The 21,532-nt window shown below is 71.0% G+C and carries 21 protein-coding genes; 3 read left to right on the top strand and 18 right to left on the bottom strand.

Going from position 1 to position 21,532, the window contains the following annotated elements; translation table 11 throughout:
• Positions 1-67 precede the first annotated feature (67 nt).
• Positions 68-1,678, top strand: a complete 1,611-nt coding sequence (gene lnt / locus OG520_RS34080; RefSeq protein WP_406015655.1) for an apolipoprotein N-acyltransferase — start codon at positions 68-70, stop codon at positions 1,676-1,678.
• A 33-nt stretch (positions 1,679-1,711) separates the two neighbouring features.
• Here lnt and OG520_RS34075 read toward each other — a convergent pair whose 3' ends face one another.
• From OG520_RS34075 to OG520_RS34065, 3 genes are all read right to left on the bottom strand, one after another.
• Complete coding sequence (locus tag OG520_RS34075; RefSeq protein WP_389984987.1) at positions 1,712-2,059, bottom strand: hypothetical protein; 348 nt, start codon at positions 2,057-2,059, stop codon at positions 1,712-1,714.
• Between the two features lie 113 nt (positions 2,060-2,172).
• On the bottom strand, positions 2,173-3,072 hold the full coding sequence (locus OG520_RS34070; RefSeq protein WP_406015654.1) for a Gfo/Idh/MocA family protein: 900 nt from the start codon (positions 3,070-3,072) through the stop codon (positions 2,173-2,175).
• 13 nt (positions 3,073-3,085) lie between these two features.
• Entirely contained in the window at positions 3,086-4,306 is a 1,221-nt protein-coding gene (locus OG520_RS34065) for an FAD-dependent monooxygenase (RefSeq protein ID WP_406015653.1), read from the bottom strand.
• A gap of 125 nt (positions 4,307-4,431) precedes the next feature.
• On the opposite strand from OG520_RS34065, the gene OG520_RS34060 reads away from it, so the two are divergent.
• A complete protein-coding gene (locus OG520_RS34060; RefSeq protein WP_406015652.1) occupies positions 4,432-5,100 on the top strand; it encodes a TetR/AcrR family transcriptional regulator in 669 nt (222 codons plus the stop codon).
• Between the two features lie 73 nt (positions 5,101-5,173).
• On the top strand, positions 5,174-5,638 hold the full coding sequence (locus OG520_RS34055) for a hypothetical protein (RefSeq protein WP_399333864.1): 465 nt from the start codon (positions 5,174-5,176) through the stop codon (positions 5,636-5,638).
• A gap of 52 nt (positions 5,639-5,690) precedes the next feature.
• Here OG520_RS34055 and OG520_RS34050 read toward each other — a convergent pair whose 3' ends face one another.
• From OG520_RS34050 to OG520_RS33980, 15 genes are all read right to left on the bottom strand, one after another.
• Positions 5,691-6,176 carry a hypothetical protein gene (locus OG520_RS34050; RefSeq protein ID WP_406015651.1) on the bottom strand — a complete coding sequence of 162 codons (486 nt, stop codon included), beginning with the start codon at positions 6,174-6,176 and terminating at the stop codon, positions 5,691-5,693.
• 136 nt (positions 6,177-6,312) lie between these two features.
• On the bottom strand, positions 6,313-6,996 hold the full coding sequence (locus OG520_RS34045; RefSeq protein WP_072489654.1) for a uracil-DNA glycosylase: 684 nt from the start codon (positions 6,994-6,996) through the stop codon (positions 6,313-6,315).
• Positions 6,997-7,087: 91 nt separating this feature from the next.
• Positions 7,088-8,668, bottom strand: a complete 1,581-nt coding sequence (locus OG520_RS34040; protein WP_406015650.1) for an ABC transporter substrate-binding protein — start codon at positions 8,666-8,668, stop codon at positions 7,088-7,090.
• 117 nt (positions 8,669-8,785) lie between these two features.
• Positions 8,786-9,541 carry an SDR family oxidoreductase gene (locus OG520_RS34035; RefSeq protein WP_399333870.1) on the bottom strand — a complete coding sequence of 252 codons (756 nt, stop codon included), beginning with the start codon at positions 9,539-9,541 and terminating at the stop codon, positions 8,786-8,788.
• 20 nt (positions 9,542-9,561) lie between these two features.
• Positions 9,562-10,323, bottom strand: a complete 762-nt coding sequence (fabG, locus tag OG520_RS34030) for a 3-oxoacyl-ACP reductase FabG (RefSeq protein ID WP_356481807.1) — start codon at positions 10,321-10,323, stop codon at positions 9,562-9,564.
• A 234-nt stretch (positions 10,324-10,557) separates the two neighbouring features.
• Positions 10,558-10,941, bottom strand: coding sequence for a DUF3037 domain-containing protein (locus OG520_RS34025; RefSeq protein ID WP_385330491.1), 384 nt, complete (start codon positions 10,939-10,941; stop codon positions 10,558-10,560).
• Positions 10,938-11,792, bottom strand: coding sequence for a HipA family kinase (locus OG520_RS34020; protein WP_406015649.1), 855 nt, complete (start codon positions 11,790-11,792; stop codon positions 10,938-10,940). Before OG520_RS34020 ends, OG520_RS34025 begins: the two co-directional genes overlap by 4 nt.
• 98 nt (positions 11,793-11,890) lie before the next feature.
• Positions 11,891-12,895, bottom strand: a complete 1,005-nt coding sequence (gene ilvC / locus OG520_RS34015) for a ketol-acid reductoisomerase (protein ID WP_406015648.1) — start codon at positions 12,893-12,895, stop codon at positions 11,891-11,893.
• 125 nt (positions 12,896-13,020) lie between these two features.
• Entirely contained in the window at positions 13,021-13,596 is a 576-nt protein-coding gene (gene ilvN, locus OG520_RS34010; RefSeq protein WP_399337204.1) for an acetolactate synthase small subunit, read from the bottom strand.
• A gap of 14 nt (positions 13,597-13,610) precedes the next feature.
• Positions 13,611-15,515 (bottom strand): acetolactate synthase large subunit, encoded by a 1,905-nt coding sequence (locus OG520_RS34005; protein WP_406015647.1) that lies wholly within the window; start codon positions 15,513-15,515, stop codon positions 13,611-13,613.
• Between the two features lie 136 nt (positions 15,516-15,651).
• The gene (locus OG520_RS34000; protein ID WP_406015646.1) at positions 15,652-16,428 is read right to left on the bottom strand and encodes a 4'-phosphopantetheinyl transferase family protein; all 777 of its coding nucleotides are present in this window, start codon (positions 16,426-16,428) and stop codon (positions 15,652-15,654) included.
• 43 nt (positions 16,429-16,471) lie between these two features.
• Positions 16,472-17,764 (bottom strand): MFS transporter, encoded by a 1,293-nt coding sequence (locus OG520_RS33995; protein ID WP_399337198.1) that lies wholly within the window; start codon positions 17,762-17,764, stop codon positions 16,472-16,474.
• Positions 17,749-19,227, bottom strand: coding sequence for an argininosuccinate lyase (gene argH, locus OG520_RS33990; protein WP_399337196.1), 1,479 nt, complete (start codon positions 19,225-19,227; stop codon positions 17,749-17,751). Before argH ends, OG520_RS33995 begins: the two co-directional genes overlap by 16 nt.
• Complete coding sequence (locus OG520_RS33985) at positions 19,224-20,489, bottom strand: ATP-grasp domain-containing protein (RefSeq protein WP_406015645.1); 1,266 nt, start codon at positions 20,487-20,489, stop codon at positions 19,224-19,226. Before OG520_RS33985 ends, argH begins: the two co-directional genes overlap by 4 nt.
• Positions 20,486-21,532, bottom strand: a complete 1,047-nt coding sequence (locus OG520_RS33980) for a PLP-dependent cysteine synthase family protein (RefSeq protein WP_406015644.1) — start codon at positions 21,530-21,532, stop codon at positions 20,486-20,488. The genes OG520_RS33985 and OG520_RS33980 overlap by 4 nt, the downstream gene beginning before the upstream one ends.

Genomic DNA, 21,532 nt, shown 5'->3' with positions numbered 1-21,532 from the left:
GGGGAAGAACTGCGGAACGGACAAGCAGGGGGGAGACTGCTGATCAGGCAGGACGAGGAGGCGCGGCATGCGATTTCCGGCCGGTCGGAGCGGGCAGTGGGAGCGGGTGCTGCGGTCCGGCCGGTGGCGCGGCTGTCTCGCACCGCTCGCGGGGGCGCTGCCCGCACTCGCGTTCCCCGCGCCTTCGCTGTGGTGGCTCGCCGGTGTCGGCCTGGTTCCGTGGCTGCTCCTCATCCGGTCCGCCGGCACGGGGCGCCGGGCGGCGCTGGACGGCTGGCTCGGCGGCACCGGCTACATGCTCGCGGTGCATCACTGGCTGATGCCGAGCCTCCATGTCTTCATCGTGGTCCTGGCGGCCCTGCTCGGTCTGCTGTGGGCTCCGTGGGGGCTGCTGGTCTTCCGGATGCTGGGCGGGCCGGTGTCCGCGGCGGCCGTCGTCCTCGCGGTCGTCGTGGTGCCCTCCGGGTGGCTGATGATCGAACTGGCCCGCTCCTGGGAGGCGCTCGGCGGTCCCTGGGGGCTGCTCGGCGCGAGCCAGTGGCAGGTGGCTCCCGCGCTCCGTGTGGCGTCCGTGGGCGGGGTGTGGCTGGTGAGTTTCGTGGTGGTGGCGGTGAATACCGCTGTCGCCCTGCTGTTCGTGTCCGCGGCCGCCCGGGGGGTGGCCGCGGTGAGCATCCTGGTGTGCGCGCTGGCCGTGGCGTCGATGGCGAAGTGGGCACCGCAGCCCGAGGAGTCGGGGGTGGCCAGGATCGCCGTCGTGCAGCCGGGTGTGGTCACGGGGGCCCACGGCGCCGAGCGCCGGCTCGCCCTCAGTGAACGGCTGACCGGCTCGCTGGCCGGGCGCGATCTCGATCTGGTGGTGTGGGGCGAGAGCAGTGTGGGGATGGATCTCGCGCAGCACCCCGACGTCACCGCACGGATCGCCGCTCTCTCGCGCCGGGTGGGCGCGGATGTGCTGGTCAATATGGACGCCAGGCAGACCGACGCGTCGGGCCGGACGGGCATCTTCAAGTCGGCGGTGCTGGTGGGTCCGGACGGGCTGACCGGGGACCGCTACGACAAGATGCGGCTGGTGCCGTTCGGCGAGTACATCCCGGCCCGGTCGGTGCTCGGCTGGGCCACGTCCGTGGGCCGGGCGGCGGGCGAGGACCGGTTGCGGGGCACCCGGCAGGTGACGATGTCGCTGCCCCGGGCCGAGGGTGGGCACGGTCTGCGGATCGGGCCGCTGATCTGCTTCGAGTCCGCGTTCCCCGACATGAGCCGTCGGCTCACCCGGGACGGTGCACAGGTCCTGATCGACCAGTCGTCCACCTCGTCGTTCCAGCACAGCTGGGCACCCGAACAGCATGCCTCACTGGGGGCGCTGCGGGCCGCCGAGAACGGCCGTCCGATGGTGCATGCCACGCTCACCGGCGTGAGTGCGGTGTACGGCCCGCAGGGCGCGCGCGTCGGTGCTCCGCTCGGTACGGACACGAGCGGCGCCGCCGTGTTCGACGTACCGCTGGCGACGGGCACCACGCTCTATGTGCGGCTGGGCGACTGGCCGCTCCAGGGGGCCGCGGCGGTGCTGGTCCTGTTCTGCGCCTCCGAAGGGGTCCGGTCGCTCATGAGGCGTGACCGGGTGCCGGGTGGGGCGGCTGCCGCGCCGGCCGGTCCGGTCGTCCGCCCGGGGCCCTGACAGCCGGACCGGATGGCGCGGGGCTGGCCGGGCCTATCCGGGGCCGTTCACCGAGACGATGTGGCCCTGGGCGTCGACGGTGAGCGAGACCCGCTCGACCTTGTTGGTCACGGCCAGCACCAGCCACACGGCGCCCCAGAGAAAGCAGGTGAACACCATCAGGATGGCGTGCAGCACATGGTTCAGCGGGTTTCCCCGGACCATGACGACCTGTGTCCCGGAGCGCGATTCCACCCGCCAGCCGCTCGCGATCCGCTGATTGACCGCCCAGTCGAGGATCAGACCGCGCTGCTTCTCGTCGGGCGGCCGCCCATCGGCCGAGTAGTAGCCCGGCGGCGGCTGGAGCGCTCCCCAGCCCTTTGGCTCGTCGTGAGATCTCACGAGGTCACCTCCACGGGCCGGTGGCCCATCACCCCAGCCTGCATCGGAGCGGAACCCGACGCATCCGGAGGCTCACCGACCGCCGCTCCCGGCGGCTGCGCCGGGACAGCCTCTCAGGCGCAGTCCAGCTCGCGCAGGATGCGTTCGCACAGTTCGTGCGTACGCAGGGCGTCCTCGGCGTTCAGCACCTGGCCGGCGCGTACGGCGTCCAGGAACGACAGCACGCTCTGCTCGATGCCGCGCTGGCGGGCCACCGGCACCCAGTCGCCGCGCCGCCGTACGCTCGGCTGCCCCTTGTGGTCGATCACCTCGGCGAGGTTGACGACTTCGCGCTTGGAGTCCTGGCCGGAGACCTCCAGCCGTTCCTCGGTCGAGCCGCTGAGCCTGTTCATGGTGCCGATGGCGGTGAATCCGTCACCGGACAGCTGCAGCACGACATGGTGCATCAGGCCGTCGCGGATCCTGGCCTGTACGACGGTGTGCTCGACCGGTCCCGGCGCCAGGAAGCGCAGGGTGTCGACGACATGGATGAAGTCGTCGAGCACCATGGTGCGCGGGTCCTCCGGCATGCCCACCCGGTTCTTCTGCATGAGGATCAGCTCGCGCGGGTGCTCGGCGCACTGCGCGTAGCCGGGCGCGACCCTGCGGTTGAAACCGACGGCGAGACTCGCTCCGCGCTCCTCGGCGAGACTCACCAGGCGCTGGGAATCGGCGAGTTCGTAGGCCAGTGGCTTGTCGACGTAGGTGGCGACGCCCGCCTCCAGCAGCCGGGCCACGATCTCCGGATGCACAGTCGTCGGGGCGTGGACGAACGCGGCGTCCAGCCCCTGGGCGATCAGCGATTCGAGGTCGGTGTGGCACTGCGCGGCCTGGATCCGGTGCGCCTCGGCAACCGCGGCCAGGGTGGCGGGGGTTCGGGTCTGCAGATGCAGTTCGACCCCGGGCAGGGCGGTCAGAACCGGCAGATATGCCTTCTGCGCGATGTCGCCGAGCCCGATGCAGCCGACCTTCACAGGGGTCTTCCTCTCACTGTTCGCCGTCCACCGGCGCGGTGTTCGCCTCGCGAGGAGCAGCATACGTGTGCTGCGGTGGCCGCCAGTCGGCTATCCCGTCGAAGGTGCGCAGGACGAGGGTGGGCCCGAGGCACGAGACGGCGGACACCAGCGCGTCACGCATCGCGACGGCGGGAGCGCTGGTCAGGCGCATCAGACGGGCAGTCCGTTCCGCCTTGCGGACGATGGCGGATGTGCGGGGCAACCGCTCGGCGGTGTACGCCGCCGCCCCGGCGGCGAGGTCACCGCCCGGCGGCAGATGGTGGGCGAGCACGATCGCGTCCTCGATGGCCTGGTTGCCGCCCTGGCCGAGGCTCGGCGCCATCGCGTGCGCGCAGTCGCCGACGAGGACGGTACGGCCCCGGTGGAAGGACGGCAGGGGATCGAGCAGCTGGTGGACGTCGTTGCGGAGCACCTGGCCGGGATCGGCGGCGGCGATGACGGACGGGATCGGGCCGTGCCAGCCGCCGAACCGGCGCAGCAGCTCCGCCTTCTCGTCGTCGGCGGCGTAGGCCCCGGCGGGGGCCACGGCGGCCCCGTAGGCGTAGATCCGGCCGTCCTTGAGCGGCTGGGTGCCCCAGAGGGCGCCGCGCCCCCAGGTCTCGTGCGGGGCGAAGGGCCGCTCGCGCGCGGGGACGACGATGCGCCAGGTGGTGAATCCGGCGTACGAGGGGCCGGGGCGGTCCGGGAAGAGTGCGCTCCGTACGGCCGAGTCGATGCCGTCGGCGCCGATGACGAGGTCGGCCTCGATGTTCCCGGCCGCCGTGCCGACCACGGCGGGCGCGCCGTCCGCCGTCCCCGGGTCCAGCAGTTCCGCGGCCGTACCGGTGCGGACGGTGTCCTCGGGCAGCCGGGCCATGAGGCGGTCGACAAGATCGGCCCGGTGCAGCAGGACGATCGGACCGCCGAACCGCTGGGCCGCGGCTGCGCTGTCCGTACGGGAGAGCCAGCGGCCACCGGGGACACGCATGCCGCCCTCGCCCTGCCAGGCGGCGAGGGCCCTGATCTCGTCGCCCATGCCGATGACGTCCAGGGCGCGCTGGGAGTTGGGGGCGAGGGCGATACCGGCCCCGACGGGCTCCAGGGAGGCCGCGCGCTCCAGAACGGTGACCCGCCAGCCGCGGCCGTGCAGGGCCACCGCCGCGGTGAGGCCGCCGATTCCGCTGCCGATGACGACGGCATGGGGCTTGTCCATGACTCCTCCACGAATCATCGAAACCACGCAACTCGTCGAAACCACGGAGCCCGGAACCCCGGAACTACATCCGTAGTGACACATTCATCGTACTACGGATGTAGTGGCGAGGGTAGGTTGGCCCCATGGCCACAAGCACCGCCGGTACCTCCCGGGCCGATCTCATCGCCGACACCGCCCTCGCGCTCCTCGCCGAACGCGGGATGCGCGGGCTGACCCACCGCGCGGTGGACGAGCGCGCCGGTCTCCCCCAGGGCTCGACGTCCAACTACGCACGCACCCGGCAGTCCCTGCTGGAGGTGGCGGTGCGACGGCTGGCCGAGCGTGAGGCACGGGTGCTCGCCCCCGGTGAACTCCCGGTCCCGGGCGTCGCCCCGGACACCGGCGCGCGAGACGGTTCGAGCGGCGGCCCGGAGACCGGTCCGGCCGTCGGGGCGGAGGCGCTGGTGGCCGGTCTCGCGCTGGCGCTGCACCGCTATCTCACTCGCCACCTCGAACTGCTCGTCTGCCGTTACGAGCTCGCGCTGGAGGCGACCCGGCGCCCGGAGCTGCGGGAGTTCTTCGACGCGACGGGCCGGCAGTTCCGCGAACCGCTGATGGCGCTGATGACGGCCGCCGGATCGGCCGAGCCCGAACGGCACACCCTGTCCCTGGTGGCCTGGTGCGAGGGGCTGATGTTCTCGTGCGCCGCGGGATCGTACAACCGCTCCGTCCCGAGCGAGGAGGAGCTGCGCACCGGCTTCGCGGAACTGCTGAGCGGGATGCTGGGACCGCGGTGGGCGACGCCGCGCTGACCGGCGTCACCCGTGCGGGCCAATCCCGGCCGCCCGGCTCACCGGGGCCATGTCCGCACCGCAGAGTGATCAGGTGCAACGAACCAGAATCACCGTGAGCCTCCTGGTCGGCGTGGCCGTCACGACGCTCTCCGGCTGCGTGTCCGTACAGCCCCGCCCGGACGTTCCGCCGCGGCCCCGCGCCAGTGGGCCCACCCAGGACCTGACCCCGCAGATCGTGCTGCCGCCCGTCCACGACTCCCTGGGGGCCGCGCCGGCCCCCGAGCCGTCCGCCTCCGCGCGCCGCCCTTCGAGCGGCGCGCCGCCGCCGGAGACCCGCCGCACCGCGCCCCGCGCCCCGCGGCAGCAGCGACAGCCGCGGTACCCGAATGCCGCACGGCCCCGGCCGCACCGCGCCCCGCCCGCCGTGACCGCGCCCGTCCCGGCCCCGCCGGCCCCGGTCGCCGGTACGGACGTCTGCGCGCTGGGACGGGGCTACGGGCACTGGCCCGCAGGCAGCCCGCAGTCCCGGATCTGCGACGACACCTACGGCCGCTGAGCCCCGAACGGACGAACCGAGCAGTGGCCCGTCCACCATGGACGGGCCACCCTCACAGCTCGCGCAGCCGAAGCTCCAGCCGCGCAATCGCCGCCCGCACCCCTCCCCCGTACCCGTCGTCCGCCCCGTCGTCCGCGAGGACACCGGAAGCGGCGTGGGCCCGGTCCAGATGGAACCGCGCCGCGTCGGGCCGCCGGAGCTTCACATAGTCCGCCGCGAGATTGAGGTGCAGCGAGGGATAGAAGGCACGCGCCGCCGGCGCATCCGGGTGCTGCGCCGCCCGCTCGTCGGTCAGCCCGTCGGCCGCGGTCAACGCCCTCAGGTCCCAGGCCAGTTCATCGCCGGGATCGTCCTGGGTGTCGGCCATGTAGTGGGCGAGGGTGCACCGGTGCAGGGCGTCACCGTCCTCGCCGATCTCCGACCAGAGCTCGCCGAAACGATTGCGGGCCTCTTCCCGATCGCCGCCGTGCAGCAGCATGATCGCCTGGCCGATCCTGGTCATGACGGCGTCCCTGGACGCCTCCCGCTGCTCCGTCACCGCAACCTCCCTGCGCATTCGTCCGCCCGTTCCCGTGCGACGCTAGCCGCAGGTGCGGTCAATCCCGCAGAGGCTCGGGCAGACGTCCCCGGCCGGCCGCCGGACGCCCGCCGCCGGCCGGGGCCACGACCGCCTGTCAGCCCAGGTCGGGGATGCGCCAGTCGATGGCTTCGTGCCCCTGCGCGGCCACCGCCGCGTTGATCTGCCTGAACGGGCTGGAGCCGAAGAACTTCTTGGCCGACAACGGCGAGGGGTGCGCCCCCTTCACCACCACATGGCGCTCCTCGTCGATCAGCGGAAGCTTCTTCTGGGCGTAGTTGCCCCAGAGCACGAAGACCGCCGGGTCGGGCCGCGAGGCGACCGCGCGGATCACGGCGTCGGTGAACTTCTCCCAGCCCTTGCCCTTGTGCGAGTTGGCCTCGCCCGCGCGCACCGTCAGCACGGCGTTGAGCAGGAGTACGCCCTGCTCGGCCCACGGCATCAGATACCCGTTGTCCGGGACCGGGAGGCCGAGCTCCTCCTTCATCTCCTTGTAGATGTTCCGCAACGACGGCGGCGTCTTCACGCCCGGCCGCACGGAGAAGCACAGCCCGTGCCCCTGCCCCTCCCCGTGGTACGGGTCCTGGCCGAGGACGAGGACCTTCACCTTGTCGTAGGGCGTGGCGTCCAGGGCGGCGAACACCTGGTCGCGCGGCGGATAGACCGGCCCCTTGGCCCGCTCCTCCTCGACGAACTCGGTGAGCTCCTTGAAGTACGGCTTCTGCAGCTCTTCGCCGAGGACGCCGCGCCAGGACTCGGGCAGCAGGTCGGTGTCGGTCACTTCAACAACCTCCGGTAAGCAATCAGCTTTTCATCCGAGAACCTACCGGGGACCACTGACAACGCGCCCCGCCAACCCCGCCGGGGCGGGCCTACCAGCTGGCCTTGCGGTACAGCTCCCACATCTGCATGACCGTCTGCGGGTCCAGGGCGCGCTCGCCACCGCCGATGTCCTCGCCCGACGCGACGTACAGCTTGCCCTGCCACAGCGGCAGCAGCCGCACGTCGTCGACCAGGATCTGCTGGGCGCGTTCGAACTGCTTGCTGACCGCGCCCCGGTCGCTCTCCTTGCGGGTCTGCGGCAGCAGCTCCTTGGAGATCTCGTTCTTCATGTACGGCATCCCCGTGACGCTTTCCTTGCCGAGGAACGGGGCGATGAAGTTGTCCGGGTCCGGGAAGTCCGGGAACCAGCCGCGGCCGAAGACGGGGTACTGCCCCTTGGTGAAGCCTTCCTGGAACGTCTTCCAGGGCCTGCTCTTCAGTGTGATCCTGAACAGCCCGGAGCTCTCCAGCTGCCGCTTCAGCTCGTCGAACTCGGGGGCGGTGGAGGAGCCGTACCGGTCGGTGGCGAACCAGAACGTCAGCTCGACCGGCTTGGTGATGCCCGCCTTGGCCAGGATCTGCTTCGCCTTGCCCTGGTCCGGGTCGCCGTACGCGTCGAAGAAGCTGGTGGTGTGTCCGGCGATGCCCTTGGGGACCATGGAGTACAGCGGTTCGGCCGTGCCCTGGTAGACCTTGGCCACCAGGGCGTCGCGGTCGACGAGCTGGGCGATGGCCCGCCGTACGGCCACGTTCCCCGCCGCCGGGTCCTTGGGGTTGAAGACCAGGAAGCGGATGTCCGCGCCGACCGTCTCGACGATCTGCAGGTTGCTGTCCTTGTCCTGGGCTCCCTCCAGGCTGACGACCTCCTCGGCGGTGAGGCCGCGGTAGATCGCGTCGATCTGGTTCTTCCGCAGCGCCGCGACCACGGGGGCCGATTCCTTGAAGTACCGGATGGTCACGGCGTCGTTCTTGCGGTCGGCGAAGCCCTTGTAGTCCGGGTTCTTCACCAGTTCGGCCCGGTTCCCCGGCTTGTACGAATCAAGGAGATACGGACCGGATCCGGTGATCTTTCCGTCGCTGCGGATCTTGTGCCTGGAATAGGCGCTGGGCGCCACCAGCGACATCGCGGGCGTGGCGAGAATGAAGGGGAACGTGGCGTCCGGCTTGGTGAGGTGGAAGACGACGATGTCGTCCCCCTTGGTCTCGACGCGGTCGAGCGAGCCGAGCATGCCGACGGGGCCGCCCTTGAACTTGATCTCCGAGATCCGGTCGATGGAGTACTTCACCGCCTCGGCGTCGAGCTTGTCCCCATTGGAGAATTTCAGGCCCTCGCGGATCTTGCACCGGTAGGAGGTGCTGGTGGTGTCGGTGAACTTGCACCATTCCGCGGCATCGGGCTCGGGGCTCGTACTGCCGGAGGGGAAACTCACCAGGGTCTGGAAGACATTCCGCATCAGCTCCCAGGAGTTGTCCCACGCCGCCGCCGGATCGAGGGTGGAGGGTTCGCTGGTCGTACCGACGACTATCTTCTGCTCGACTTTCGAGCCGCTGTCGGAAAGAAGTCCGCAGCCTGCCAGCAGAGAAAGGGAAGCAACGGCTGCAGCGGCCTGCAGACTGGCCCGGTAGAACACGTGAACGCTCCTCGATCAGCCATGGGTCGGCAGACCATACCGCAGTGCCCCGTCGGGTCAATCCGCAGGCCCGACAGGGCACTTGAGTCAATCAGGGCCAAATCCGCTCAGGCCGTCTCAGCCCACGCCCGCATTCAGGAAGATTCCGCCGTCGACCACCAGGGTCTGTCCCGTGATCCAGTCCGCCTGACTCGACGTGAGGAACGCGGCGGCGCCACCGATGTCCTCGGGAACTCCCAGCCGGCCGAGCGGATATGCCGCGGCGGCCTCCGCCTCGCGGCCTTCGTACAGCGCCTGGGCGAACTTCGTCTTCACGACCGCGGGAGCGATCGCGTTGACCCGGACGACCGGCGCGAACTCGTGCGCCAGCTGAAGGGTCAGATTGACCATGGCGGCCTTGCTCATGCCGTACGCGCCGATAAAGGGCGAGGCGGAGATCGCGGCGACCGAGGCAATGTTGACGATCGCCCCGCCATTCTCCTTCTGCCAGGCCTTCCAGGTCTGCTGCGCGAAGCCGAGCGCCGAGATCACATTCATCTCGAAGACCTTGCGGGCGACATTGAGGTCGAGCTCCGCGATCGGCCCGAAGACCGGATTCGTCCCGGCGTTGTTGACCAGGAAGTCGACCCGGCCGAACGCCTCCATGGTGCGCTCGACGGCCACCGCCCGGTGCGCCTCGTCGTGGGCCTTGCCCGCCACACCGATCACCCGGTCGGCGCCCAGCCGCTCGACGGCCTCCTGAAGCGCGTCCTCGCCGCGCCCGGTGATGCAGACCCGGTCGCCGCGGGCCACCAGCGCCTCGGCGATGCCGTAGCCGATGCCCCGGCTCGCACCCGTGACGAGCGCGACCTTCCCGCTGTCCTGCACAGTCATGATGTCCGTAGCCCTTCGGGTCAGTTGAGCGGTCCGCCGGCGACGTACATGACCTGGCCGGAGACGAAGCCGGCCTCGTCGCCCGTGAAGAAGGCGATGGCGTTGGCGATGTCCTCGGGGCGGCCGACGCGCTGCACCGGGATCTGAGTGGCGGCCGCGGCCTGGAACTCCTCGAAGCCCATGCCGACCCGGGCCGCCGTCTGCGCGGTCATCTCGGTGACGATGAAGCCGGGGGCCACGGCGTTGGCCGTGATGCCGAACTTGCCGAGCTCCTTGGCGAGGGTCTTGGTGAAGCCCTGGAGACCGGCCTTGACCGCGGAGTAGTTGGCCTGGCCGCGGTTGCCGAGCGCCGAGGAGGAGGAGAGCGAGACGATTCGGCCGAACTTCGCGTCCACCATGTGCTTCTGGACGGCCTTGGCCATCAGGAACGCGCCCTTGAGGTGCACGTTCATCACGGTGTCCCAGTCGGACTCGCTCATCTTGAAGAGCAGGTTGTCGCGGAGCACGCCCGCGTTGTTGACGAGGATCGTCGGGGCGCCGAGCTCGGCGGCGACCCGCGCGACCGCGGCTTCCACCTGGGCGCTGTCCGACACGTCGCAGCCGACCGCGAGGGCGGTGCCCCCGGCGGCGGTGATCTTCTCGACGGTGTCCTTGCAGGCCGCCTCGTCGAGGTCGAGTACGGCGACGGCGCGGCCCTCGGCCGCCAGACGTACCGCGGTGGCGGCGCCAATGCCCCGCGCCGCTCCGGTCACGACGGCGACGCGCTGCTCGGTGGTGGACATGCTTGGTTCTCCTCGCCCTTGGATCGCCGCTCAGCGGACGTCGGGGCACCCCCGGCACGTGACCTCGTGTGCACGGAACCTTCCCGATAGCTGAGCAACCGCTTAGTACCTTCAGCAGACGAGACGCTAGAAGCCTTGGCACACGGTGTCAACGGCCCACGGCCGCCGGGGCGCATGTCACACCTGGCGGCGCCGTTCGCGCGGTGGTCGCGGGCGGCGCCGCCGGGCGGCGGATCAGCGCACCAGCAGGTCCAGCAACCGCTCGACCTCGGCCTCCGGGTCGGTGGTGAGACCGCTGTGCACGGGGCTCGGCTGGACGACCGTGGAGCGCGGGGCGATCAGCCAGCGGAAGCGGCGGCCGGCGTCGTCACGGGCCGCCTGGCCCGCGTCCGTACCGCCGCGGCACACGCCCTCGACGGCATGCAGGGCGGCCCGTACACCGATCACGTCGGCGGTCGGGTCCAAGGCCCGCAGCTTGGTCTCGTCGAGATGGGTGCGGGCGGCCACGAAACCCCGTGCGCGGCAGTAGACCACCACGCCCGCGTTGAAGAACTCGCCCCGCTGCACCCGCGGGACGACGCGCAGCAGCGCGTACTCGAAGACATCGCGCTCGCTCACCGCTGGCCGTCCTTGTCGTTCTTCTTGGTGGGATGCGGCCAGGGGGTGAGGTGTTCGGTGAGCCAGCCGGGGGCCTGGGACGGCTTGGGCTCGGTGGGGCCCTCCATCGTGATCCGCTCGTGGATGGTCGCGGCACGTGGCAGCAGCGCGTCCACATAGGCGCGGCGCAGCTCGTCGGTGCTGTCGAAGCCCGGCTCGTCCACCAGCCACTCGTCGGGGACATCGGCCGCGACCTCGGTGAGCAGCTCCTCGGTCACCAGCGGGGCGAGCTCGGCCGCGGCCGCCGCGATGTCGGGTGCGAACGGGGCGAGCGCGTGGTCGGAGGCGTTGTAGGGCTTGGCGGCGGAGGCCTGGACGCCGGGCCAGTTGTGGTGCCAGATCATGGTGGCGCCGTGGTCGATGAGCCACAGGTCGCCGTGCCAGATCAGCATGTTCGGATTGCGCCAGGACCGGTCGACGTTGTTGATCAGCGCGTCAAACCAGACGACCCGTCCGGCTTCCAGCGGGTCCACCTGGTAGGCGAGCGAGTCGAAGCCGATCGAGCCGGGCAGGAAGTCCATCCCCAGGTTGAGCCCGCCGCTGGCCTTCAGGAGCTCCTGCACCTCCTGGTCGGGCTCGGCGAGCCCGATGACCGGGTCGAGCTGGATCTGTACGAGGTCGGGGACCCGCAGCCCGAGCCTGCGGCCGAGCTGCCCGCAGATGACCTCCGCGACCAGCGTCTTGCGCCCCTGTCCGGCGCCGGTGAATTTCATGACATAGGTGCCGAGATCGTCGGCCTCGACGATCCCGGGGAGCGATCCGCCCTCCCGCAGGGGCGTGACGTAGCGGGTCGCTGTGACTTCGGTGAGCATTTCCCCAGGCTATCCGGGGAGTCCCGGACGGCGCGGCGTCCGGTCCCCGCGGGCGCCTTCGCGCACCGGGGGCCGGACGTCCGTCGGCCGTTTCGGTGTTACGCGTCCTCGTCGTCGACCCAGCTCATGAGCTTGCGCAGCTCGCGGCCGGTGGTCTCCAGGAGGTGGTCGCTGTCGGCCTTCTTGTACTCGTTGTACTTGGGCAGACCGTTGTGGTACTCGGCCATCCAGTTCTTGGCGAAGGTGCCGTCCTGGATCTCCGCGAGGACCTTCTTCATCTCGGCCTTGGTGGCGTCGGTGATGATCCGCGGGCCGGTGACGTAGTCGCCCCACTCGGCGGTCTCCGAGATGGACCAGCGCATCTTCTCCAGACCGCCCTCGTACATCAGGTCCACGATCAGCTTCAGCTCGTGCAGGCACTCGAAGTACGCGATCTCCGGCTGGTAGCCCGCCTCGGTCAGCGTCTCGAAACCGGCCTTGACCAGAGCCGCGGTGCCACCGCACAGCACGGCCTGCTCACCGAACAGGTCGGTCTCGGTCTCCTCGGTGAACGTCGTCCTGATGACCCCGGCCCGCGTACCGCCGATCGCCTTCGCGTAGGACAGGGCGAGCGCCAGGCCGTTGCCCGAGGGGTCCTGCTCGACGGCCACGATGCACGGAACGCCGCGGCCCTCCTCGTACTGACGACGGACCAGGTGACCCGGGCCCTTCGGCGCGACCATGCAGACATCCACATCGGCCGGCGGCTTGATGAAGTCGAAGCGGATGTTCAGGCCGTGACCGAAGAACAGCGCGTCGCCGTCCTTGAGGTTGTCCTTGATGGACTCCTCGTAGACCTGGGCCTGGATCGGGTCCGGGACCAGGATCATGATGACGTCGGCCTCGGCGGCCGCCTCGGCCGGGGTCACCACGCGCAGGCCCTGCTCCTCGGCCTTCGCCCTCGACTTCGAACCCTCGTGCAGACCGACCCGGACGTCGACACCCGAGTCACGCAGCGACAGCGCGTGGGCGTGGCCCTGGCTGCCGTAACCGATGACCGCGACCTTGCGGCCCTGGATGATGGACAGGTCGGCATCGTCGTCGTAGAACAGCTCGGCGGGCATGGTGGTTCTCCTTGATTCCTGGAACGTGAGGGTGTGCGGACGGGAATGCGGAAAGCTGTGTTCTGTGCGGGAGGTTCTAGGGCGTGTCAGACCCCGCGAGACAGACGGGACTTCTCAAACACGCCCTAGGCGCTCTGCGCGTCGGCCGTAGCCGTGGTGGCGGAGGACGGGGTCAGGCGGATCGGCCGGGTCTCGCGTGCGGAGCGGTCGGCCAGGGCCCGGGAGCCGCGGCCGATCGCGATCGCGCCGGACTGGACGAGTTCCTTGATGCCGAAGCCCGCGAGCATCCGGAGCATCGCGTCGAGCTTGTCGCCGGAGCCGGTCGCTTCGAGGGTGACGGCGTCGGGCGAGACGTCGACGGTTCTGGCCCGGAACAGTTCGGCGATCTGGACGATCTGGGCCCGGGTGCCGTTGCCGGCGCTCACCTTCACCAGGACCAGTTCGCGCTGAACGGCGGAGTCCGCCTCCAGCTCGACGATCTTCAGGACATTGACCAGCTTGTTGAGCTGCTTGGTCACCTGCTCCAGGGCCAGTTCGTGGTCGACCCTGACGACGATGGTGATGCGGGAGAGCTCGGGATGTTCGGTGGTGCCGACCGCGAGCGAGTCGATGTTGAAGCCGCGGCGCGAGAACAGGGCGGCGACACGGGCGAGGATGCCGGGCGTGTCCTCGACCAGGACGGAGAGCGTGTGCTGGGACATGTCAGAGGGTCCTCTCAGTCGTCCGCGGAGTCGCCGAAGTAGGGGCGTACGTCGCGTGCGGCCATGATGTCGTCGTTGGAGGTGCCGGCAGGGACCATCGGCCACACCATCGCGTCCTCGTGGACGATGAAGTCCACGACGACGGGACGGTCGTTGATCGCGTTGGCCTTGTCGATGATCGCGTCGAGCTCGTAGGGGTTCTCGCAGCGCAGGCCCACACAGCCCATCGCCTCGGAGAGCTGTACGAAGTCCGGGACCCGGGTGCCGCGGTTGGTGTCGGATCCCACTCCGCGGGTCGAACCGGTGGTGGCGTTGGTGGCGCCGTCGTGCAGCACCGTGTTGGAGAACCGTGCCCCGTAGAACAGGTTCTGCCACTGGCGGACCATCCCGAGCGCGCCGTTGTTGATGACCGCGACCTTGATCGGGATGTTGTTGAGCGCGCAGGTGGTGAGTTCCTGGTTGGTCATCTGGAAGCAGCCGTCGCCGTCGATCGCCCAGACCGTCCGTTCGGGGCGTCCGGCCTTGGCGCCCATCGCGGCCGGGACCGCGTACCCCATCGTTCCGGCACCGCCCGAGTTGAACCAGGTGCCCGGCTCCTCGTGCGGGAGGAACTGCGCCGCCCACATCTGGTGCTGTCCCACACCGGAGGCGAACAGCGTTCCCTGCGGGGCGAGTTGACCGATCCTCTCGATGACCTGCTGCGGGGAGAGCAGTCCGGGGTCGGCGGGCAGTTCGTAGCCGCGCCGATAGGTGGTCCGCCAGTGGTTCAGCTCCCGCCACCAGGCCGGATATCCCGTCCGGGCGGCCTCGCCGGCGCGGCCGTCCTCCTGCTCGGCGCGCACGGCGGCGGCCAGGGCGACGAGGACCTCACGGGCGTCCCCGACGATGGGTACGTCGGCGACCCGGTTCTTGGAGATCTCCGCCGGGTCGATGTCGGCGTGGACGACCTTGGCGTGCGGGGCGAAGCCGTCCAGCCTGCCGGTGACCCGGTCGTCGAACCGGGCCCCCAGGGCCACGATCAGGTCGGCCTTCTGGAGCGCGGCGACCGCCGCGACGTCCCCGTGCATGCCGGGCATGCCCACGTGCTGCGGGTGGCTGCCGGGGAAGGCCCCCAGCGCCATCAGGGTGGTGACCACGGGCGCCCCGGTCAGCTCGGCCAGGGCGCGCAGCTCGTCCGTGGCCCGCGCCTTGAGCACACCGCCGCCGACGTAGAGGACCGGGCGGCTCGACGCGCTGATCAGCCGGGCGGCCTCGCGGATCTGCTTGGCGTGCGGCTTGGTGACCGGACGGTAGCCGGGCAGGTCGGTCGTCGTCGGCCACCGGAAGGTGGTGGTTGCCTGCAGGGCGTCCTTGGTGATGTCGATGAGTACGGGTCCGGGGCGGCCGGTCGAGGCGATACGGAAGGCCTCGGCGACCGTCCTCGGGATGTCGTCGGCGTTGGTGACCAGGAAGTTGTGCTTGGTGATCGGCATGGTGATACCGACGATGTCCGCCTCCTGGAAGGCGTCCGTGCCGATGGCCTTGGAGGGGACCTGGCCGGTGATCGCGACCAGCGGCACGGAGTCCATGTACGCGTCCGCGATCGGGGTCACCAGATTGGTGGCGCCCGGCCCCGAGGTCGCCATGCACACCCCGACCTTGCCGGTGGCCTGCGCGTATCCGGTGGCCGCGTGCCCGGCACCCTGTTCGTGGCGGACCAGCACATGACGGACCCGGGCCGAGTCCATCAACGGGTCGTACGCCGGAAGGATGCAGCCGCCGGGAATGCCGAACACGGTTTCTGCGCCGGCCTCTTCGAGCGACCGGATGAGGGACTGGGCGCCCGTCACGTGCTCGGCGCCGGTGTCCGGCTGCCCGGCGGTACGGGGCCGCACTTGCGGGAGGAGGGCCGCGGGGGCCTGCTTCACAGCGTTTGACATCGTCAGTTCCAAAAGTCCGTAGGAGTGTTGGCGAGGACGTATCGGTGATCGGCAGCCGCGGCGGGAGCGGCCGGATGGTGCGTGCCCGCCGCCGGGTGATCACCGCAACGGTGCACCCGGCGGACTTCGGTGGAGGTCAGGGCGGGGTTCTTGCCGTCTGCAGGGCGTCGCAGGTGTGCCGTACGACGTCGAGGCCGGCGAGCTTCCTGACCAGCAGGCCGTCCCTGGTGAGCTCGCCGCGGACCGCCACCGCTGCCGCGTAGCCCCGGTCCACCGGAACGTCGAGGAGGGTCCAGCCGGACGGCGGGTACGGGCCCTGGGGGCGTCCCGAGCCGACGTAGTCGAGAGCGGGGTCGCGGCCCAGACCCGTGCCGAGGCCCTTGAGGTAGGCCTCCTTTCGGGTCCAGAGCCGGGCCAGGGCCCGAGGCCGCGCCGGCGGGCTCAGTGCGGCCAGTTCGGCCTGCTCGTCGACGTGCAGCATCGCGGCGAGGTCCGCGGTGCCGTCCTCGTCCGGCACCAGTTCCACGTCGACCCCGATGGGGGCCGCCGCGGTTCCGACGACGGCGAGATCGCCCCGGTGGGACAGCGAGAAGAACAGCCGGTCGTCGGCGTCGAGCACGGTGGGCCGGCCGTGCGGTCCGCCGCAGCAGGGGCAGGTGTCCCGGCCGAAGTGGACCTCCTCGGGGCGCAGGCTCAGGTACGAGCCGAGCAGCCGGCGAAGGGCGACATGCGCGGCCGTGAACCGGGTCCGGTCGGCGGCGTGCATGAGGGTGGCGGCACGTTGACGCTCGGTCGCGTCGAGTACCTGTTCGTCCAGGATGCCGATGGGGACATCCGAGACCCTCAGGAGCCAGAGGTCGAGTGAGCCGGGGGGTGGCAGCTCACGGACGACCCACGGCAGGGTTTGTTCCACGGGGTCTCTCCTGTTCGTACGAGAGTGACAGGCGAGTCGGGTCTCACGGCGTGGCCGGCGCGACCGGCAGGTCCCGCCTCCGGCGCAGCGGCCCGATCAGGAGCAGCAGCGGGGTCAGGGCGAGTCCCGCGGTGAGCAGCCACAGGGTGGGCCGCAGACCCAGTGCGGTGCCGAGGATCCCGCCGAGCAGGGAACCGAAGGGAATGGCACCGAAGTTCGCGACCGAGACGCTGGCCGAGACACGGCCGAGCAGCTGGGGCGGACAGTAGCGCTGGCGGAACGCCCCCTGGATCACATTGGCGAGCACGACGCCGAGCGAGAGGACCGCGCTCCCCACCACCAGCGCGGACAGGGTCCAGTCCGTCCCCGTCAGCGGGATGAGCAGGGCGAACGGGGCGCTGGCGATCGTGGCGACCAGCAGTCCGCGGGCCGAACCGAGCCGTGCGATCAGGCGTTTCGCGGTGGTGGCCCCGAGGATCCCGCCGATGCTGCTCGACGCGAGGAGCCAGCCGGTGGCGCCTTCGGGCACCCCGAGCTCACGGATGATGAAGATCGGCAGGATCGCCGCCTCGGCCGTCAGCAGCAGGTTGGTGGCGGTGCCGTACAGGGTGAGGACTCGCAGGTACGGATCCCTGAAGGTGTACTGCACGCCCTCCTTGATGTCCTGTCGCAGGGCTCGGCGTTCCGCCGGTTTCTCCGGGATCGGCTCCTTGCGGCGGATGCCGAGCAGGCACAGCGCGGAGACCAGGAAGGTCGCCGAGTTGACCAGGAGACCGGAGGCGGCACCGAACGCCTGGGCCAGCAGACCGCCGCCGCCCAGCCCCGCGACCTGGGCCACCGATTCGCTGCCCTGGAGCTTGGCGTTGGCCTCCTGGAGGTCCTCGGGTTCGACGATGGAGGGCAGATAGACCTTGTACGAGATGCCGAAGAACACCGCGGCGAACCCGTTGATCAGCGCCACGACCATCAGCTGGGTCATCGTCAGGACGCCGAGCCAGCCGGCCACCGGAACGCTGGCCAGAAGCACCAGCGGGACCAGGTTGCAGATCAGCATGATCGGCCGGCGTCGCATCCGGTCCACCCAGGCACCGGCGGGCAGGCCGATGAGCAGCCAGGGCAGCCAGGGTGCGGCCGCCAGCGCACTCACCCAGAACGTGCTCGCATCGAGCGTCACCACGGCCACCAGGGGCATGGCGACCCCGGTGATGTTGATGCCGACGCGGTTGGTCGTCTCGCCGAGCCACAGCAGCCGGAAGTCGTGGTGGCCGAGCAGTCCGCTGCGCGGCGGACGCTCCTGCTCCTCGCCCGGAGCGCGTTCGGTCAGGCGGGCCGACATGACGTCACCGCCTCGGTCACGGCCTGCGACAGCAGTGCGGCGCCGTCCGCCCAGCGGGCGCGCCGGTCGGACAACTCGGCTCGGAGGACGTCCCGTCGGGCACCGAGGGCGCGGATCCCGTCCGCCGTGGAACCGGGTCCGCCGCCGTGGGCGCACGCCGCGGCCACCCGGTCGGGGGCCAGCCCGCCGTCGTCGACGGCGGCGAACCGCGCCGCGTCCACCAGCGACCGGCCGGATTCCAGGGCACCGAGCACGGTCTCGCCGACCAGATGGTGCGCGGCACGGAACGGTGTCCCGTCCAGGACGAGCCGCTCCGCCAGGTACGTGGCCGAGGTGAAACCGTCCACGGCCCGGTCCGTCATGCGTTCCCGTTCCGGTTCCGTGCCCGCCACCACCAGGCTCAGCAGCGTCACCGCGTCGGTGGTGCTGCTCAGACCGGGCCAGAGGTGCCGTACGGCCTCGGTGCCCACCGCGATGGCGTTGGTGTAGCCGCCGGTGGTCATCGCGGACGCCGCACCGACGAAGGCGCCGAGGCTCGCGGTGGACCTGCCCTGGATGTGTTCGAGCAGGAAGGGGTTGCGCTTCTGCGGCATCATCGAGCTGGAGCCGACGAGGGTGTCGCCCACCCGCAGCAGCCCGAACTCCTCCGAGGTCCAGGTGCTCAGGTCCCGCCCGGCGCGGGCCAGCGCGACGCCGAGGACGGCGGAGGCGGACAGCAGGTCCAGTACGAAGTCCCGGGAGGCCACCGCGTCCACCGAGTTGGGCGCGGCGGAGCTGAAGCCGAGCAGTTCGGCGGTGCGCCGTGGGTCGATGGGGACGGACGTCCCGCCGATCGCGCCGGCGCCCAGCGGGTTGACGTCGAGCTGGCGTCCGGCGTCCAGCAGCGACTCGTACGCGCGCAGCACCGCGCCGGCGACACCGGCGAGGTAGTGGCCGTAGCTGATCGGTACGGCCGGCTGGCCGTGGGTGTAGGCGGGCATGACCACGTCCCGGTACTCCTCGGCCTTCGCCAGGAGCACCCCCGCCAGCCGGTCGACCGCGTCGAGCAGGGCCAGGTACGGCCCGCGCGTCTTCAGCCGGGTGGTGGTGGCGTTGAGGTCGTTGCGCGAGCGGCCGGTGTGCAGGATGCCGCCGGTCCCGTCGCCCAGCCGCTCGATGAGGTGTCCCTCGTACGCCAGGTAGACGCCGCGCGGCATCGGGGTGGCCCGGACCGGGGCGAAGTCCTGTCCGCGCAGTTCCTCGATGGTGCGCAGCAGGGCCGCGGCCCGGTCGGCGTCCACGATCCCGCGTTCGGTGAGCATGATCAGGTGGGCCCGGTCGACCTCGCTGATGCAGCGCAGCTCCTCGCCCAGCCCGTCCGCGGTGTCCGGCAGGTACTGGTCGTAGACGATGCGGTGCGCCTCGGCGTCGAGCGCGGCCTTGAGCCGGCCGGTGTCGACGCCGTGCGCCGTCGCTGCGGTCATGCGAATGCCTCCTCTGTGTGCAGGTCCGCGTAGGACACGGCCTCGCCGAGCAGGGCCACGGCCCGGTCGGCGGCCTCGGCCGCCCGTACCGAGCGGTCGGCGACGGCGATGGCGTGACCGACGCGGCCCCGGAAGTCCTCGGCGGGGCCGACGGGTTCGCCCGGGGCGCGGTAGAGCACCGCCTCGACGGTGCCCGGTACGGTGCGGGCCCTGACCACGGCTTCCGCGAGTGCGGCGGACCGGTCGAGGATGCCGTCCTGTTCCGCGGTGAGGAACCGGATCGAGGCGCGGGCGTATCCGCCGCGTTCCAGCTCGGGGGCGGTGCCGAGGGCGGCCAGCACCTGGGCGCGCACCAGGTCGATCCCGCAGGCCCTGCGGACCAGTTCGGGAATCATGCCGCCGGCCAGCCGGGGGTTGACCTCGATGACCTCGGCGGTGCGGGGCCCGGTCAGGCGCAGTTCGACATGGGCGGCTCCCCAGCCGAGTCCGAGCGCCCGCACGGCGCGTACCGCGGACTCGCGCAGGGCGATCTCCTGTTCGCCGGGCAGTGCGGCCGGCACGTCGTGGCCGATCTCGACGAAGGACGGCAGTGCGCCGACGTGCTTGGCGACGGTGACGACGGCGTCGGTGCCGAACACCTCGACGGAGAACTCCGGGCCCGTCAGGTACTCCTCGACCAGGATCCGGCTCGGTGACGCGATGCCCCGCTCGTTCACGGTGGCCGCCAGCAGCGTCCCGGCGTGTTCGGCGACCTCGTCGAGGTCCGCGCAGAGCCGTACGCCCAGACTCCCCGACCCCTGCACCGGTTTGACCACCACGGGCAGTCCGATGGAGCGGGCCGCGGCGAGTGCGTCGGCGACCTCGGAGACGACGGCGAAGTCCGGCGACCCGACGCCCGCCTCGTCGAGCATCCGGCGTTGCTCGGCCTTGTCGCGGCAGGCCCGTACGGCCTCGGCCGACGGGCCGGGCAGCCCGAGCCGGTACGCCAGCGCGGCGGCGGTCGGTACGTAGTACTCGGAGCTGGTCAGGACGCCCGCGACGGTGGCGTCGTCCTCCAGCGCGCGGACGGCCGCCCACAGCGCGGCTTCGTCGGAGGTGTCCACGACGACCGTCCGCAGCCGGTCCTCGGCGGCGTACGGGTAGCGGCCCGGGTCCGCGCACAGCAGCACGGGCACCACACCGAGTTCGGCCGCGCGCCGCGCGAACAGCCGTCCCGTACCGGTGGTGTTGCTCTCCACCAGGAGCAGCAGGCGCTCGCTCATGAGCCGACCACCGGCATCACCACGTCGTCGAAGCCGCGGCGGGCCCACAGCAGCCGGGACCAGGCGGCGGTGGCGTCCAGCGGGTGCTCGACGGTGAGCGGGCCGCCGGTGGCGGGGGCCGGGACGATGCCCTGCTCGCTGAGCCAGCTGTCGTTGTAGACCGTGGACTGGTAGCGGTAGCCCTCGTCCGGGAGCACCATCACGACGGTGCTGTCCGGGTTCTGCCCGGCCCACCACGATGCCACCTGGAAGGACGCGCCGCTGGTCGGGCCCATGAACAGGCCGTGCTCGCGGTAGAGCTCATGGGTCGCGTGGAACGCCTCGGGGGCCGTCACCCAGTGGACCTCGTCGTACGCCGCGTGCTTGACGTTGCCCGGGTGGATGCTGCTGCCGAGCCCGCGCAGCATGCGCGGTCCGTCCGGGCTGCCGAAGATGATGCTGCCCTGGGTGTCCACGCCGACCAGGTGCAGTGCCGGGCCGGTCTGCCGCAGCGCGGCGGCGAGTCCGCCGGTGGAGCCGCCCGAACCCACCGGGCCCACCAGGCAGTCCACGGCTCCGACGGTGTTGCCGATCAGGTCGGCGACGATGCCGTACGCGCCGGGGTTGTCGGGGTTGTCGTACTGACCGGGGACGAAGGCGTCCGGGTGCTGCCGGCGCAGCTCGGCGACGCGGGCGAGCCGGGCGCCCTGGATGCCGCCGGCCTGGCCGGTGTGCTCGACGATCTCCACCGTCGTACCGAGCATTTCGAGCCGGGTGCGCAGATCCCGGTCGATCGCCGAGTCGCCGACGATGGTCAGCGGGTAGCCGCGCAGTCGGCAGACCATGGCCAGGCCCAGGGCGAAGGTGCCCGAGGAGGTCTCGATGATCCGGGTGCCCGGGGAGATCAGGCCGGCCGCCTCGGCGCGGTCGAGTATGTAGCGGGCGGGCAGCAGCTTCATGAGGCTGAAGGCCGCCGCGTAGAGGTTGTCGGTCACCTTGATGATGCGTGGCAGCTCGGTGGCCTCCACGATCGAGGAGTGAGCCTTGGGCAGAGTCGTCGTCAT

Source organism: Streptomyces sp. NBC_00984 (assembly GCF_045162475.1).
GTDB lineage: Bacteria > Actinomycetota > Actinomycetes > Streptomycetales > Streptomycetaceae > Streptomyces.
The sequence above is the reverse complement of the archived record's forward strand: the minus strand, read 5'-3'. Positions and strand labels throughout refer to the sequence as shown.